Source organism: Pseudomonadota bacterium (genome assembly GCA_039193195.1).
In the GTDB taxonomy this organism is placed as follows: domain Bacteria; phylum Pseudomonadota; class Gammaproteobacteria; order Steroidobacterales; family JBCBZW01; genus JBCBZW01.
Genome location: JBCCWS010000002.1, coordinates 175,041 through 190,625, shown reverse-complemented (window position 1 = coordinate 190,625; position 15,585 = coordinate 175,041). Strand labels below are relative to the sequence as shown.

General features: G+C 64.8%; 10 protein-coding genes. 2 read left to right on the top strand and 8 right to left on the bottom strand.

The features are described from left to right. Positions 1-59 precede the first annotated feature (59 nt). From AAGA68_03065 to nudC, 4 genes are read right to left on the bottom strand one after another with little or no spacing between them, the layout of a single operon-like run. Positions 60-3,713 (bottom strand): translocation/assembly module TamB domain-containing protein, encoded by a 3,654-nt coding sequence (locus AAGA68_03065; protein MEM9384013.1) that lies wholly within the window; start codon positions 3,711-3,713, stop codon positions 60-62. Further along, entirely contained in the window at positions 3,710-5,443 is a 1,734-nt protein-coding gene (locus tag AAGA68_03060; GenBank protein MEM9384012.1) for an autotransporter assembly complex family protein, read from the bottom strand. The genes AAGA68_03065 and AAGA68_03060 overlap by 4 nt, the downstream gene beginning before the upstream one ends. A gap of 38 nt (positions 5,444-5,481) precedes the next feature. Beyond that, positions 5,482-6,285 (bottom strand): NRDE family protein, encoded by an 804-nt coding sequence (locus tag AAGA68_03055; protein MEM9384011.1) that lies wholly within the window; start codon positions 6,283-6,285, stop codon positions 5,482-5,484. A gap of 3 nt (positions 6,286-6,288) precedes the next feature. After that, positions 6,289-7,251: an NAD(+) diphosphatase gene (gene nudC / locus AAGA68_03050; GenBank protein MEM9384010.1), complete on the bottom strand. Its 963-nt coding sequence runs from the start codon at positions 7,249-7,251 to the stop codon at positions 6,289-6,291. A gap of 273 nt (positions 7,252-7,524) precedes the next feature. Between nudC and AAGA68_03045 the strand changes: the two genes are divergently transcribed. Both AAGA68_03045 and AAGA68_03040 read left to right on the top strand, forming a co-directional pair. Continuing rightward, positions 7,525-8,511 (top strand): ABC transporter ATP-binding protein, encoded by a 987-nt coding sequence (locus tag AAGA68_03045; protein ID MEM9384009.1) that lies wholly within the window; start codon positions 7,525-7,527, stop codon positions 8,509-8,511. Further along, positions 8,508-9,281 (top strand): ABC transporter permease, encoded by a 774-nt coding sequence (locus AAGA68_03040; GenBank protein MEM9384008.1) that lies wholly within the window; start codon positions 8,508-8,510, stop codon positions 9,279-9,281. The genes AAGA68_03045 and AAGA68_03040 overlap by 4 nt, the downstream gene beginning before the upstream one ends. Before the next feature lie 49 nt (positions 9,282-9,330). Here the strand turns inward: AAGA68_03040 and AAGA68_03035 are convergent, their stop codons facing one another. The 4 genes from AAGA68_03035 to AAGA68_03020 all read right to left on the bottom strand — a co-directional run bounded on the left by AAGA68_03035 (position 9,331) and on the right by AAGA68_03020 (position 15,581). Beyond that, positions 9,331-11,514, bottom strand: a complete 2,184-nt coding sequence (locus tag AAGA68_03035) for a xanthine dehydrogenase family protein molybdopterin-binding subunit (GenBank protein ID MEM9384007.1) — start codon at positions 11,512-11,514, stop codon at positions 9,331-9,333. Between the two features lie 3 nt (positions 11,515-11,517). Further along, positions 11,518-11,979 (bottom strand): (2Fe-2S)-binding protein, encoded by a 462-nt coding sequence (locus AAGA68_03030; GenBank protein MEM9384006.1) that lies wholly within the window; start codon positions 11,977-11,979, stop codon positions 11,518-11,520. A gap of 202 nt (positions 11,980-12,181) precedes the next feature. Next, positions 12,182-13,582: a hypothetical protein gene (locus AAGA68_03025; GenBank protein ID MEM9384005.1), complete on the bottom strand. Its 1,401-nt coding sequence runs from the start codon at positions 13,580-13,582 to the stop codon at positions 12,182-12,184. Positions 13,583-13,664: 82 nt separating this feature from the next. Beyond that, complete coding sequence (locus tag AAGA68_03020; GenBank protein MEM9384004.1) at positions 13,665-15,581, bottom strand: DegV family protein; 1,917 nt, start codon at positions 15,579-15,581, stop codon at positions 13,665-13,667. Between the last annotated feature and the right edge of the window lie 4 nt (positions 15,582-15,585).

Here is a 15,585-nt window from a genome sequence, read left to right as displayed (position 1 = left end):
ACTCTCCCTGGGCCCCGGAGCGAGGTGCGCCGATACCCGGGGGCCCTGTGACGCCGGGATCAGTTCTCGATGGAGTACAGCACGTCGACGGAATTCTGCGCGCCGGTCTGCGTCTCCACGGCCCAGCGCCGCGATAGATCGTACCTCAGCAGCCACGTATTCAGGGTCTCGAAGAGACCGAGCCCGTAGCGCACGTAAAGCCGTGGCGACAGGTACTTACCGACCACTAGCTGGGCGTTCTCGCCAGCTTGGTCTTGTTCTACGGCGAAATCATCGAGGCCGATGCGCCGTCCGACTCGACGGGCCAGCAGGTCAGCGCCCGCCAGCCCGCCCTGGCGCGCCGCGTTCGCCAGTAGCTCCGAGTCGCCACCGCCTTGCAGCTCACTGACGGGTTTGCCGACCACTAGGTACGACAGGGCGTCGGCCTGGGGCAGTGCCGGTGTCGAGGACACGGTGATCACTTGATCGCGCAAGGTCCCGCGTACGTCCACTCGAACGGTGATGTCTTCCACCGTACGAGTGGCTTGCACGTCCAAGCCGGGATTGGTCAGGGGCGAGCGGATGAACACCACGCGCCCACGGTTGACCTCTAAGGTCTGACCGAACACCGAGAAGCGAGCGTCGGCAACGCTTAGCTCGCCATTGCCCGTTGGGATTTCGCCCGGTCGCTCCCGCACGGCGAGCTCACCTCGCAGGAGCCCCTTGAAGCCACCGCCTCGATAGCTTACCTTGTCGCCTAGTGTAAACATTAGGTCAGCTTTGGTGCGCCAACCCTCGGTCGACTCTGCTGCCGCTTGACCGACGATCACCTCATCGTTCGAGGTACGCACTGCGTTGGACAGATCGATGGGGCGTAGCTGCGCTTCGGGCACTAGGACCGACCCATCCAGTTCAATGGTCAGCTGAGCCGTATCCACTTGTGCACGCAGGGAGGGTGAGATCAGTGCGCGCACCTGTGGCGTGTCCATGACCAGCACCCGCTCGCCCTCGAGGGATAAGTCGCCGCGCCACCCTGCATCGCCCTGCTCGAAGTTTGCTTGGGTCTGCAAATCCCCTTCGCCGGTCGCAGCGCTAGCGTTGAGCGTGAGGGTGTTGCCGTCCGCGATCAGCGTGAGCTCGCCCTCCTGAACGTGGAGTCCTGCTTGGGCGATATCCCCCTCCACGCCGCGCAATTCAACACGGCCCAGCAGGCGCGGCGCGTTCAGGGCGCCGCTCGCCGATAGGTCGACGGTGGCACGACCGCGCAGGTCGCTTACGCCGGGTAGGGCGTCGGCAAGGCGCTCGGGGATCTCTAGGACTCCCTGGAGTTGCGCGTCGATCAACTGAGCGGAGAGATCGGTCGTAGTGCCGAGGATGGTTTGCGGCAAGCGCACCTTCGCGTCCAGTCGGCCCGTATCGGTGAGGTCCGCTGTGGCGGTGGCGATGAGTGTGCTCTCAATCGTGGCAAGCTCCGCCGCCAGCTCGTCCCACCGCAGAGCGCTCAGATCGGACTGCTCGGGATCGACCGCACGCAGGTTCAGCGCGCCTGACGACAGGCGCACGCCGCCGGTAATGACCGGAATCTCGCCAGCCGCCCGTTGGGCCCGAACATGCCCCGCTAAGCTCGCATCGAGGCGAATGGGCAGTCCGAGCAGGCTTGTCCATGGTTGAAGGGCGACGGCATCCAAAGACACCTGCGTATCGAGATTCCCGCCCGCGTTCGCGCCGCTGATGCAAATGCGATCAGGGTGCGGTGGCGCAGCCACGCAGAGGGGCGAGAGCCGTTGCTCCTGCTGCGACACGATCAACTTGGGCGGCTCCCCGACGCCTGGGTTATCTTCATCCGCGGCTAGTCGCCATTCCCGATCGAGGGCCTTCAGCGAGAAGTCGCGCATGGTGCCGATCCAACGCGAGTCGTCGAGATCCGCCGCGCCGTCCACGGCCGTACGCAAGGTACCTTCTGGGTTGGTGATCGAGAGGGTGAGTGCGTGTTGCTCGAGGCTACCCGCGGCGTTCGCTGTGACCTGCGCCAGGGTGGCGCCAGCGATTTGCAGTCGTTCCGCGCGCGCGTCGACGCTGAGCGCTTGACGCCCGTCGATCTTGATACTCGCTTCGGCGCTGTCCAGGGCGACAGTGCCGTCTAGCTGCAGTTCCTGGGCGCCCAGGGTGGCCACGACCGTGGGGTGCTGCAAGTCGCCTCGTAGCAGCGCATGGCCCGACACGCGGCCGGCTCCCGCGGGTAGCACTTGCTCCAGTGCCGGAATCGTCAAGCTCGCATCGAGGTCCGCAGCCGTCGGTAGCCAACCCGCGCTCGGACGTGTGGTAAGCGTGCCATCGACCTCGAGGGTGGCCTCGCCGCTGCGGGCGCTGAGCCCGTCTATCGCAAGGCGACCTACACTGTTGAGCCTAGCGCGGCCTTGTACGGCGACCGGCTGCTCGCGCAGCAATCCTTCGACGCTTAATTCGGTCAGGTCGATGGTCGGCAGTGAGTCGCCGTCTTCAAGCGAGGCCGTGACGGCGATACGCCCGTCCAAACGCCCGTCCCAGGGCGGCGCCATCCAGGCCGGGTTCAGTCCGTCGATGCGCAGCCGGGCCTCGACGGAGGGCGTTGTGCTTGCCGTACCTTGCAGGCTGATCCGGCCTGCAGGTGCTTCCTTCGCACCGAGAAGAAGCGTCAGGGATTCAATGATAAGGCCATCGGGTGTCGCTATGTCCCCGCGTAAGGCTAGCGAGCCTTCCAAGGTGGCTGTGCGCTGGTCGGAAGGGATGGTGTGGAAGGCCTCGAGGCCGAATTCCAACTCAGGCTGTGACGTTAAGGTTCGCTCCTGCAGTCGGGTAGAAAGCTCGCCGCGCATCGTGATCGGGGGCAGGCGAGCGTCCATAGTGGCAAGGTCGATCGGCTCTGCTACCACCAGGCGCGCCTCTCCTTCAAGGGTTGCCGGGCTCTCTAGCCCTTCCACCCAGCCTTCGAGCACGCCCGCGAGTGGTGCGGCGCTGCGTATCGAAAATGCTGGGCGCTTGGCGAGAGCACCCTCGACGCTCGTAGAGATCGCCAGCGGCGGCAAGCCCTCCGCACTGCCTTCCAAAGTCAGTTGCACCCGGGTGGATTGCTGCGGATCGCTCGGCCATCTCGCTTGCCCGCGCGCCTGCAGCTTGGCAAGGGTAGCCTGCGACGAAGCTAGCTCTGCCGTTAGGCGAAAGTCTTCGACGGTGGCGCCATCGGCGTTCCACTGCGCAGCTGCTTGAAGCCCTGTAATCGTGGCATGCCCGCCGCTCAGGCTCTCTACGTCCACCGCGTCGAGGACGACGGCCTCAACGCGGATGTGGATCGGAAGTTCGGGAGCACCGAGCGGTAGCGGGTTACCCGGTACCGGAGCGCTCTGGATGGCCTGTGTGGGCGCTTGTTCAACCTGCACGCGAGCAATCGCTAGCCGCTCGACGATTAGTGACCGAGGCGCCAGCAGCAGTCCCCAGGCATTGAACTTGACGGTGGCATCGGAGACGTCCACCACCAGACCATCCGCCACTACCTGCACCTGTGCGAAGTGCAGCTCGCTGCCGAGCCGACCCGATAAGCCATTTACCGTCACGCCGCTCGGCAGCGCGTTCGGCAACAGCAGACGGCTCACCGCCCAGGTCCCCAGGGGTGTGGCCAGCAGCAGGATGCCTGCGAGCGCAACGATCGCCACAGTGGCGGCGCTGCCCAGTGCCAACCAGCGAGCAGTTCGCCTCATAGCTCAGGACCGAAAGTGAAGTGGATTCGCCAATCGTCGCCGCCATCGGTGATTGGGTGAGCGAGGTCGAAACGCACCATGCCGATCGGCGACAGCCAACGCAGGCCAACCCCGGCAGCTGCTTCGAGGTTGACGCTGCCGTTGAAGGCATTGCCCGCATCGACGAATGCACCGATGCCCCACTGCCCGACGATGCGTTGCTCGTACTCCGCGCTCGCCACCAGCAGATAGCGCCCTCCCACCACCTGGTCTTCCTCATCGCGTGGGCCGAGTGCGTTCAAGGCAAACCCCCTGACGCTTCGGTCGCCGCCGGCGAAGAACCGCTCCGAGGCGGGTAGCTGGTCGAAGTCTTCGGCGATGATCGCGCCCAGTTCGCCGCGCAAAAGCAGGCGATTGCGTTTACCTATAGGATGGATGAAACGCAAGTCCGTGCGCAGCTGCAGGAAGCTAGTATCGGAGAGGAGATCGCCCAGACCGCCGTGTACATCCGCTTCTAGGTAGGTACCTCGGGTGGGGTAGGTTACGTTGTCGCTCCTGGTGCGTACGAGCGTGTATCCCGGCACCAGCAGCTGCGCAGTACTCTCGTCACCGCCTGTGATGTTGCGCTCGGCGCGGTAGCGCAAGTAGCGGATACGTTGCCAGGGTCCGTCCCGTCGCGTTTCGCGCACCCCGGTCTCGACGCGTCGGCTGTCCGTGTCGCCAAGCTCTTGATTAGCTATGCCCAGTTGATAGCTGCGCTGATCACTGGCGGGGCGCTTGAGGGGCAGGATGTACTCCGCACCGAGCTCTTGCTGTGGTAGAGACAGTTCGAGGTTGGCGAGCAGGCGGTGGCCGCGACTGTTCAGGCGGCGACTCTCAAATCCTGCGCCGATGCGGGGGCCCGTGTCCGTGCCATAGCCCCCGCGCAGATTCCATGCGCGACGCGGGCCGGGTGTGGCGGTGAGGCGGATCGGCACTACGTCGCCCTCGGGCGCCAGGGGCTCTAAGGTAACGGTGGCGAAGTAGCCCGAGTCGAATAGGCGGTACTCGAAGTCGAGCAGTGCTTGCGTAGAGTAGGGGTCGCCGGCGCTGAAGGTGGCGTAGCGACGCAGGAGCGACTCCAGTATCACCGCTTGCTCGAGCTGCAGTTCACCGAAGTGGTAAGCGATACCGGTGTCGAACGCGAGCTGGACTTTGGCTTCGGCGCGCATCGGGTCGACTTCGAGACGAGCCGTAGTGAAGGTGGCATCTCGGTAGCCAAGCTCCTGGGCGATCTCGAGCAGCTGACCCTTGCTCTGCTCGTACGCTGGATGGGATAGGCGGTCACCCTCGCGTAAGGGGATCGCGGCTACCAGACCGACCAGTCGAGGGTCGTCGGCGCCTTCCCCCCTCAGCTGCAGGTCGACTGCTTGTAGGCGCACGGCGGGACCAAGGGTGATCTCGTAGCGCGCTTGCCAAGGAGCTTGGCCCTGATCCGTCTCGATGGGCGCCGTCAGCGTGCTGCTTACCTTGGGTTCGTAATAGCCAAAGGGCCGAAGCGCCTCGGCAATCTGCTGCGGGGCGCGGCTGTGAAGAGTGCGTATGTTGAGGGCATTGAGTTCGCGACCGTCATCATCGGCTCGGGCTAGGCTTAGGTAGGCGCGAACGTTCTTCGCCTCTTCCCCATCTACGCCGCCAAGGCTGACCGACACCGTGTCCGCCATTGCCGCGAGCGCGATGAGCGGCAACAGCGAAATGGCTCTGGCGGCCACGGCCCTCGGCCGCACTCCTAGCAAGCGAATCTGGCCCATCAGGCTCTGTGGCCTAGCGAAAATCGCTCGTCGACGCGCGCCCCGGCAACGCCCCCAGCCTCGTAGCCCTGCTCGACGAAGCGTGCCTCGCCGCCTGCGCGGGCCAGGATCACGGTGGTCGCCCGCGTTCCGTAGCCGGGAGTCTCGATGAACGGCGACGACAGGGCGCGTTCGCGGTCGGGGGAGAGACCGGTGGCCGGGAGCGTGTTGTCGGGCGCAGGGTTGCGGTCGCTCATGACGGTGAAGAGGGCGTCGATGAGCGTTTGATCATCGCTCGCTCGGGAAGGTTCATCGACCAGGCTCTGGATCGCGCGGCGTATGCGCTGCGCCTTTGGCCAAGGGGTATCAAGGCGGTGATTGCTGAGCACGTACACGCCCGCAGGCAGATTTTGCCGGAGATCGCCTTCGACGTTGTTGAGGTAGGCCAAGCGGGGGGTGGGCGTCAACGTGCCCGCCAGCAGGTTGTAGTGGGCGTAGCGCTCGCCATCCTCGCGAAGGCCCGCTAGAGCACCAAGGGGATCATCGGCGCGCATCAGGGCGGTGATCAGATGCCCGCGAGAGCGGGCACCATCGCGCCGAGCTCGCGGCTCACGCACGTTGGTGACCGTGGCAAAGGCGCCATCGCCACGCAGGCCGAGCCACGTGCCGCCGGCCAGCAGATCGCGTCCTCCCAACATGTCCCGCTCGCCGGCTGTCCACCAGGTGGCAGCCTGGGTCGGGCGTTCGTAGAACTCGTCACGGTTGCCGACGAACACGAGGTCGTAGCGCTGGTGGCAGCGCCAGGCGATCGCCAGTAGGCACATGGATCAGCCGGCCCCGCCGAGGGCGCGTTCGAGCTCACCGACCAGGCGCCCTGGCTGCCCCTGGTCGTACCAGTGTGCGATGAGGCGAAAGGCGATCGAAAGCTCCATCGTTCGCCCAGCGCGAATGGCGGTCATCTGCTGCAGCAGTTGCTGGCGATCGAACCAGCGCGCGTCTTCCAGCTCTTTATCGTTGAGGCGAATTTCTGTGTTAGTTGCCTCAGCGGTGAAGCCGACCATGAGCGAGGACGGGAAGGGCCAGGGTTGGGATGAGTGGTAACGCACGTTGGTGACCTGGATGTTCGTCTCTTCCGCCACTTCGCGGCGCACCGCGTCCTCCAGGCCCTCGCCGGGCTCTACAAAGCCGGCGACCGTCGAGTAGCGACCCGGCGGCCAGCTTGGCTGGCGCCCCAGAAGACAGCGCTCGCCGCGGCTGACAAGGACGATCACCGCGGGGTCTAGGCGTGGGAACTGGCGGGCGCCACAAGGGGGATTCGTGCACTGGCGCATATGGCCACCCTCGGCACTCTCCGTGGGGGCGCCGCAGCGGGGGCAAAAGCGATGGGTTCGATGCCAAAGGACCATGGCGCGAGCGTAGGCGAGCAGGCCCGCATCCTCACGGGCGACCAAGGTGGCGTGGCGACGCAGGGACTCTAGGCGGCCGAGTTCGCACAGGGACTGGGCGAGGTGGCTTGGGCAATCCAGGGCGAAGTAGTGCTCAGAGCGGTGCACGCCGAGGAATATCCGATCCTGATGTTGCAGCTCGAGGGTGGTGATCTCGGCGTAGCGCAGGAGCCGAGCCCTAGGGTTCGGCTCGGTTTCGATGAGCGTGTGATCGTCGCAGACGGGCACGAACAGGGCGTCACGAACAGTGCGCTCGCTGCGCAACCAGCCGTCGTCCTTGCGTCGGTGTACGGCGCGTTGCGGGTGTCCGCCGGCAAACACGTTGGCTGGGAAAGCGTCTGACATCTTCGGGTCTGGTTCGAACACTGCCGGCGTGGAACTGGGTTGCGCCAGTACCGGCCCTGACAGCTGCGGGCGGGTGCTGCCCACCGCTCAAAAAAGGGGGCCAGGGGACGCGTGATATGATAACGCAGTGGCCTCAGACCCGGTGGACCAGCCCAAAATCCGCTTCCGTCGGCCCTGAGCGCCTCCCAATTCCCGACGCCGCCACCCTTCAGCGATGCATCGTGCGCCCACCGCGCGAGCGCCAGCGTGATGGCGCACCACTATTGGACGGCTATGAAAGCACTGTCGATCTCCGGCTTAACCAAGACCTACGCCACGGGCCTACAGGCGCTTCGCGGCCTCGATCTGGATGTGGATGAGGGCGATTTCTTTGCCTTACTCGGCCCGAACGGTGCCGGTAAGACCACTATGATTGGCATCATCACGTCCCTGGTCTCCAAGACAGCGGGTTCAGTCAGCGTCTTCGGCCACGACATCGATCGGGAACTCGAGCTGGCCAAGGCCCAAATCGGGCTGGTCCCCCAAGAGATCAACTTCAACCTGTTCGACCGAGTGCAGAACATCGTGGTCAACCAGGCCGGCTACTACGGCATTCCTCGCCCTCAGGCGGCGGAGCGCGCCGAGTACTTCCTGCGCGAGTTAAAGCTGTGGGATAAGCGCAACGACCGTGCGCGCGACCTATCCGGCGGTATGAAGCGTCGCCTGATGATCGCCCGCGCCCTGGTGCACACGCCGCGCCTGCTGATCCTCGACGAGCCGACGGCGGGGGTCGATATCGAGATTCGCCGATCGATGTGGGACTTTCTGCGCAAAATCAACGCAGAGGGGACCACCATTATTCTCACCACACACTACCTGGAAGAGGCGGAGACGCTCTGCCGCAACATTGCCATCATCGATGACGGGCAGATCATCGAGCGCGATGCGATGAGCAGCCTGCTGCGCAAGCTGCACGTAGAGACCTTCGTCCTCGATCTGGCTGCCCCCCAGGCCGAGGCGGCGCGTGCGGCGCTCGGCGATTTCGAAACCCGCCTCGTGGATGAGTGTTCCATCGAGATCGACGTGTTCCAAGAGCAAGGCAAATGGCTGAACGACATCTTCCAGGCACTTACGGGCGCAGGCATCCGCGTGCCGACCATGCGCAACAAGGCGAATCGCCTAGAGGAGCTGTTCGTGCGCCTCGTAGAGGACCGTGACCGTCAGCAGGCCAAGGAGGCAGCAGGGACAGCGGGGACGGTAGCCGCGGAGGGAAGCCGGTGAGCGTAGCGACCAACACGGTCGGCTTCATGACGATCGTGCGTAAGGAGTACTCGCGCATCATGCGCATCTGGGTGCAGACGATCGTGCCGCCCGTGATCACCGTAAGCATGTACTTCATCATCTTCGGCACGCTGATCGGCGAGCGCATCGGCCCTATGGCCGGCTTCGACTACATGCAGTACATCGCGCCTGGTTTGATCATGATGTCCGTGATCAACAACTCCTTCGGTAACGTGGTCTCATCGTTTTTCGGGGCGAAGTTCGGCAAGCACGTGGAGGAGATGCTGGTCTCGCCCATGCCGAATTGGTTGATCATCTTGGGCCATGTCAGCGGGGGCGTGCTGCGCGGGCTGCTCGTGGGGGCCCTCGTGACCGTAATTGCCCTGCTGTTTACCAACTTGAGCGTGGTCAACTTGCCCGTCACCATTGCCGTGGTACTGCTCACGGCCGTCGTCTTTTCCCTCGGCGGGTTCATCAACGCCATCTTCGCCAAAGACTTCGAAGGCATCTCGATCATTCCGACCTTCGTGCTGGCGCCCCTGACGTACTTAGGCGGAGTGTTCTACTCGGTGGACCTACTGCCTTCACCCTGGCAGGAGATCTCGCGAGTGAATCCTGTGCTCTACATGGTGAATGCTTTTCGCTACGGCATCCTGGGGGAGTCTGACGTGAGCATCACCACCGCTTTTACGATCATCATCGCCTTCGCCTTAGTGCTCTACGCGTTCGCGATACACCTAATGCGCCAGGGCACGGGAATGCGCTCCTAAGGGGAGGGGGCCCGCGTCGCGCGCGGGCCCGGCTAGCACACTACGGTGGTCAAGCGTTCAAGCTACGGCGCATCGGCAGCAAGCGAGGCGTCGCCCCCGTTAGCTTGCGCACGGCATTGGCGAGGGCAGGCCCGATCGGCGGGACGCCGGGCTCACCCACGCCGGTGGGCGCCTCGCGCGAGGCCATCACAGCCACCTCCACCTCGGGCATTTCGTTCAGGCGCAAGGACGGGTAGTCGTGGAAGTTGGACTGCTGCACGGTGCCCCCAGGGCCAAGCTCCAGAGCGTTGTGCAAGATGGCGCCGAGTCCGTAGCCAATGCCCCCTTCCATCTGGGCGGTCACGACGTTTGGATTGACCGCCACGCCGCAGTCCACAGCGCACCAGACCTTGTGCACCTTCGGCATGCCGTCGGCGCCGAGTGAGACGTCGACGATCTGGCTGACGAAGCTGCCGAAGGACTCCACGGAGGCGACACCGAAGGCATGACCTGCTTCGGCCTCACGCCCCCACTGAGCCATCTGCGCGACGCGCTTTAGCGTTCCTGCAAGTCGGGGCGACTTGTCGCTCATCATGGCAAGTCGACCTGCGACTGGGTCCTGGCCGCCCGCCTCTAGTAGCTCGTCTAGGAAGGTCTCCACCGCGTAGCCCGTATGCGTATGACCGACCGAACGCCACCATAAGGTAGTGACTGGGCTTTCGGTGATATACGCCGTGACCCGCATGTTGGATAGGGCGTACGGCAGCTCCCGCGCACCCTCTACCATGGTGGTGTCGACGCCGTTCTGGATCAGGCCCTCGAAGGGCGAGCCGAGGAGGATCGACTGGCTAGCGATGGTTTGATCCCAAGCGACGATATTGCCCTCGTCATCGAGGGCTCCGCGCAGGCGATGAACCGTGAGAGGGCGGTACCAGCCTCCTTGGATATCGTCCTCGCGCGAGTACACAAGTTTGATTGGCGCCTCGCCGCCGTGCGCCTTCCACGCCTCGGTTAGCTCTGCAGCGAAGTGCGAAGTGGGTTGGGCGCGACGGCCGAAGCTGCCTCCGGCAAGCATGGTGTGGATGCGTATCTTCGAGGGCTCCATGCCGGACACGGCGGCGATCGTCCCTTGGTCGACGGTCTGCAGTTGGCTCCCCATCCACACGTCGAGGTTGCCGTCTTCGCCGAGTTCCATTACGCCGTCGAGCGGCTCCATCGGCGCGTGCGCCAAGTAGGGGAAGACGTACTCGGCCTCGAAGGTCTTGGTGCCGGCGCCGAAACCGGCCTCGATATCACCGTGGCTGCCAGCGAGTGTTCCCGGACCTTTGCGCACGGTGGCGAGCCAGTCTTGCTCCAACTGTGCCGATGAACGCTTCTCCGAGCCGGTGTCGTCCCAGGTGATCTTCAGAGCCTTACGGCCCTGTAAGGCGGAGAAGGTGTCTTGGCCGTACACGGCGACGCCGGCACTGATCCGCCGAACGTCTACCACGCCGGGGACGGCGCGGGCAGCGCTATCGTCCACGCCGGCGACCTTGGCGCCGAGCCGCGGCGGATGTGCCACGAGAACCGTAAGCATGCCGGGGCGGTACACATCCAGCGTGAAGGTCGCTACGCCGGTGGTCTTCGCCGGTGTATCGAGCTTGCGCGTGTCCCGTCCAATCAGGGTGAACTGATCTGGCGACTTCAGGGCGGGTTCGGCGGGTATCTCCTCCGTTGCTGCGAGGCGAGCAAACTCGCCAAAGGTGCCCTGCTTGCCGCTAGCCTCGTGCGTGATGATGCCGCTGCTGACGGTGATCTGTGCGGCGGATACGCCCCAGGCCCGCGCGGCGGCGCTGACCAGCATCGCCCGCGCGGCGGCTCCAGCCTGGCGCATGGGCAGATAGGAGGAGGCGATGGCGGTCGAGCCGCCCGTGCCCTGCACGCCGAAGGCGGCGTTGGCGTAGAGCGCTGCGTTGGCCGGGGCGTGTTCGGCGCGGATCTGAGACCAATCCGCGTCAAGCTCTTCGGCCACCATGGTGGCGAGGCCGGTCCAGGGGCCTTGACCGAATTCAATGTGCTTGACGACCACTGTGACCGTACTGTCCTCATTGATACGAACGAAAGCGTTGGGTACGAAGGTGCTCGCCTCAGCGCTCGTGCCCGTGGCGGCCTGCAGTCTCGGGGCCAGGGGCAGGCTGGCGCCCACCACCAGCGTGCTGGCGCCGGTGATGAACTGCCGTCGCGACGGGTCGGTGGGAGGTGCGATCGATGACATGACTCAGCCCTCCAACCTGTCGGCGGCGAGGTGAATGGCCTCGCGGATGCGTACGTAGGTGGCGCATCGGCACACGTTGCCGCTCATGGCGGCATCGATGTCCTGCGCGGTGGGCTTCGGCTGTCGTTTCAACAGCGCCACTGCCGACATCACCTGACCGGACTGGCAGTAGCCGCACTGCGGTGTGTCCAGCGCTTGCCACGCCGCTTGCACGGCGACGGCCTCGTCGCCTTGCAGGCCCTCGATAGTGGTGACGGCCTGATCGGCGACAGTGCCTACGGGCGTGACGCAGGCGCGGCGCGCCTGCCCGTTTACGTGCACGGTGCAGGCGCCGCACTGGGCGATGCCGCAGCCGAATTTCGTGCCGGTCAAGCGCAGGTGATCGCGGATGGCCCACAGGAGGGGCATTTGCGGGTCGACGTCGAGCGTGCGCGGCTCGCCGTTCACGGTGATCTGAATGGCCATGGGGAATTCCTCGAGCTGGACTGCAGCAGAGGATGACGCCCCAGGGCTGGCACTGTCTACCATAAGGCCCGATCGACCCGCGGCGCGGGCTTACCCGAAGAGCGGACTGTTCCCTCTGCAGCGAAAAGACGATCGCGCGAAGCATCCTCGCGGCAACGATTGACAGGGTGTGGCTTGGGCGTGGCTAGCGGAATTGCGCGCGTCAGTTGCCTGATGAGGGTGCGCTCACGGTGGATGCCGCCATGATGGCCTGGCGGACTCGTGCATCCGGCGCGCCATTGTCGAGGCGCACGGAGTCTGCACCGGAGACCTGCACCCCAAGCTCCGCGAACAGGGTCTGCATAGGGGGAAATCCCCGTTGACTCGCGTAGCGCTCGCCGGTGCGCGTGAAGTGCCTGGAGTGGCTCAGATGGTCGAGCTCTCGAAGCAGCTGTTCGCCGGTCCACATTTGCGCTGCTGGCAGGCAGCAATCCCCCAGGGCGGCGAGTACCTCGTCGAGCGATTGGCCTTGCCGGCGCAGGATCACATCTATCTCCAACCAGAACGCGGCGCCGCTCCAGTACACGTGGCGGTGGGCCCGCTCACGGCCCATCTCGCTCGAAAGGTAGGCGAGTGAGGAGAATTTCCTCTGGGCGCGGCCGCGATCGAAGCCTGCCTCGATGCGCTCCCAGGCGCGGCGTTCGTCGAGCAATCCGGCGCGCGCACGCAATACCTCTTGGTAGTAGCTAGCAAGTCCTTCCGATAGCCAGGCGTCGTCGCGGTTGAGGTAGGGCAGCAGCAGATGACTGAACTCGTGAGTCGCCGTCCAGTCTTCGCGGAACTCCCGCAGTGGGCGGGAAGGGTCGACGAAAAACAGCGCCGCGCTGCCGCCGCCGCGCACGATTTGCGCCCACGGGACGGCCTCATTCCCTCGGCCGTAGGGAATGACGAGTACCTGAACATCTGGCACCGGAAAGCGCCCGTAGAGTTCGGTGACTGCGCCGGCGGCCTCCTTCAACCACTGCGTCATCTCCCGTGCTCGAGTACCGGCTAGGGAGGCCAGGTGCAGTCGCGCGCCGGCGACGCGCAGGGTCCGCGTGTCGAAGCGACCGAATGCGGTACGCGCTGGCCAATAGCGTGAGGTCTTACCGACGCGGTAGGTGTGCCTTGGCGCATCGTTCACGCGCTGCCACGGCACAGAGACGTTGAGTCCGGGGGGTAAGGCGAAGCGCAGCTCGATGTCCTCATTCTCTCGTGAAGTGAGCGGGCGCCATAGCCATAGGGTTGAGCGTGTGACGAGATCTGACTCGTAGCGACTGACCAATCGCGAGTCGTTGGCGCCGAGTGCGCGCTGCAGCGAAACTGCATAGTCGAAGCAACGTCCACCGCCATCCCCACTCAGGCTCAGCCGCCCGTTGCCTCGCCGACGCAGATTGTCCGAGAGCGATGATTCGATGAGGAAGCTGCTCGCACGGCTGCTGCCCGTGCCGAGTTCGCGCTCGCGCGTACCTGCGTCGAGGCAGGCGTGCACGGAGATGCGTTGGAGGTCAGCGTCGACCTGAACCTCGTAGCGGTGAAGGCGCTCGTCGGCGCTCGCGCCGAAGCTCAGCGGCGCACAAACCAATAGCGCGAGCCGCCGGAGGACTCTCAAGTCGCCTAGCGAAGGTGGACACATGGGCAGCTGGCGACCTCCCGTAGGATACCTCTCAGACTTCGAGCCCGAGCTGCACCGCGAGTTCCGCCGGCGGTAAGTAGTGTTGGAGCCCCACCACGACCAGTCCGGGGCCACCGTGCACGCCGAGGGCGGTGCCCACCTCCGTCTGGTGGCAGCTCTCATGCGAGGGGTAGGCAGCGCGCAGGCGCTGAGCTAGCTCTTCGCAGTCCGCTAGCGCGTCTCCGTGGCCGACGAAGATACGCAGGCGAGAGTCGCTCGCGTGGCGAGCAGTGAGGAATCGAGTCAATCTTTCGGGAAGTCTCGTGCGGCCAGCGAGCACGCCGACTGCCGTGATACGCCCGTCGCTGCGGTTTCCCAAGATAGGTGTTAGGCGCAGCATATCCGCAACGGCTTTGACACCCGCCGGGACGCGTCCGCCGCGCACGGCGTAGCGCAGGTCGCGCACGTAGGCGTAGGCCTTGGTTCGCTTGCCGATTGCATCGCAAAGGGTCAAGGTGGTCTCGAGGTCGTAGCCGGCCTTCGAACACTCGGCGGCATAGACCGCAACGAGGCCCTGGCCGAGGGTGGCGTTACCCGTGTCCAGAACGTGGAGCTTCTCTGGCGTGGTCGCCCTTTGGGCTGCGCTGGCGGCTGCCTGCCAGGTGCCGCTCGCCTTCGAAGTGACGTTGACCGAGAGCACGGACTCGTAGTGCGAGGCAAGGAAGTCGAACTGCCGCCGTAGATCCGCCGGGCTCGGTTGCGATGTGGACGGGTGTTGGGGATCCGTCTTCATCCGCTCGAACAACTCCTCCGGGGTCAGCGTGACCTTATCCAGGAAGTTGGTCTCGCCGAAGTGAACGCGCAGCGATACCAGGTGGATGTTGTGCTCTTCGATCAGGTCCTCAGGCACATCGCCGGCGCTGTCCATCAGCACCGCTACCTTTTGGGCGGATTTGCGATGGACGAGACCGGCTTGCGTATGCATGTCGTCGGCCTTTTGGCCGCTCACCAGCCCTTGGTGCGCCGCGAGCTCGAACACCTGATCCGGATGGTCCGTGTGGATGTGCAGCCTCACCTTGCGGCGGCTGCCTGCGATCACCACGCTGTCGCCTATCGCAGCCGTTTGCTCGCGCAATTTGCGGCGATCGATGTCATCGCCGGTGATCAGGCATTCGGTGCAGTAGCGAAACTCAGATTCCTCATAGCTTTCCAGTTCGGCTGCGAAGGCATCTGCCTCGGCGAGATCAGCCACGTGCGTCTGTTCGCGCAGGGATCCACTACGCAGGTAGTCGTCAACTCCTTCGAGCAAGTCGACAAAGCCCTTTGCACCTGCATCCACCACGCCGGATTTGCGCAGCACTTCGAGTTGCTTCGGGGTGTTGGCAAGGGCGCGGCGTGCGGCGGCGAGGCCGTGCTGGAGGACGACTCGCATATCCGTGGCGCCGGTCTTGGGTTGGCGCTGCTGCGAGAGGGCTTTCGCGTACTCGGTGAGCACGGAGAGGATGGTGCCTTCACGCGGTTGAGATAAGGCTTCTCGCGCGTAGCGCGCTCCGCGCTTCACGGCGGCCGCGAACTGCGTCGCGTCGAGGCGCGGGAGATCGGCCGTGTGGTCGGAGAGCCCTTGGAAGAACTGGGCGAGGATGGCTCCGGAGTTGCCTCGCGCGCCGTCGAGGGCAGCGTCCGCGACACCTGCCAGGAGGCGTCCGGCGTGCTGCTCCGACTCGTCAAGGCGCACTAGCACTGTGCCTAAGGTGGAGGCGATGTTAGTGCCCGTATCGCCATCGGCCACCGGGAACACGTTGATCTTGTTCAATGCGTCCTTGTCTGCCATCACTCGAGCAATCCCCGCGCGCAGGCCGCGCGCCAGGCGCTGACCATCGAGGTAGTTGATTGCGGGCGCGCGCAGACGATTGTCGATGAGTTGGGCTTCGCTCACGTGTTTCTCGTACTGTCCTTCGTCGTCGAACATGAAG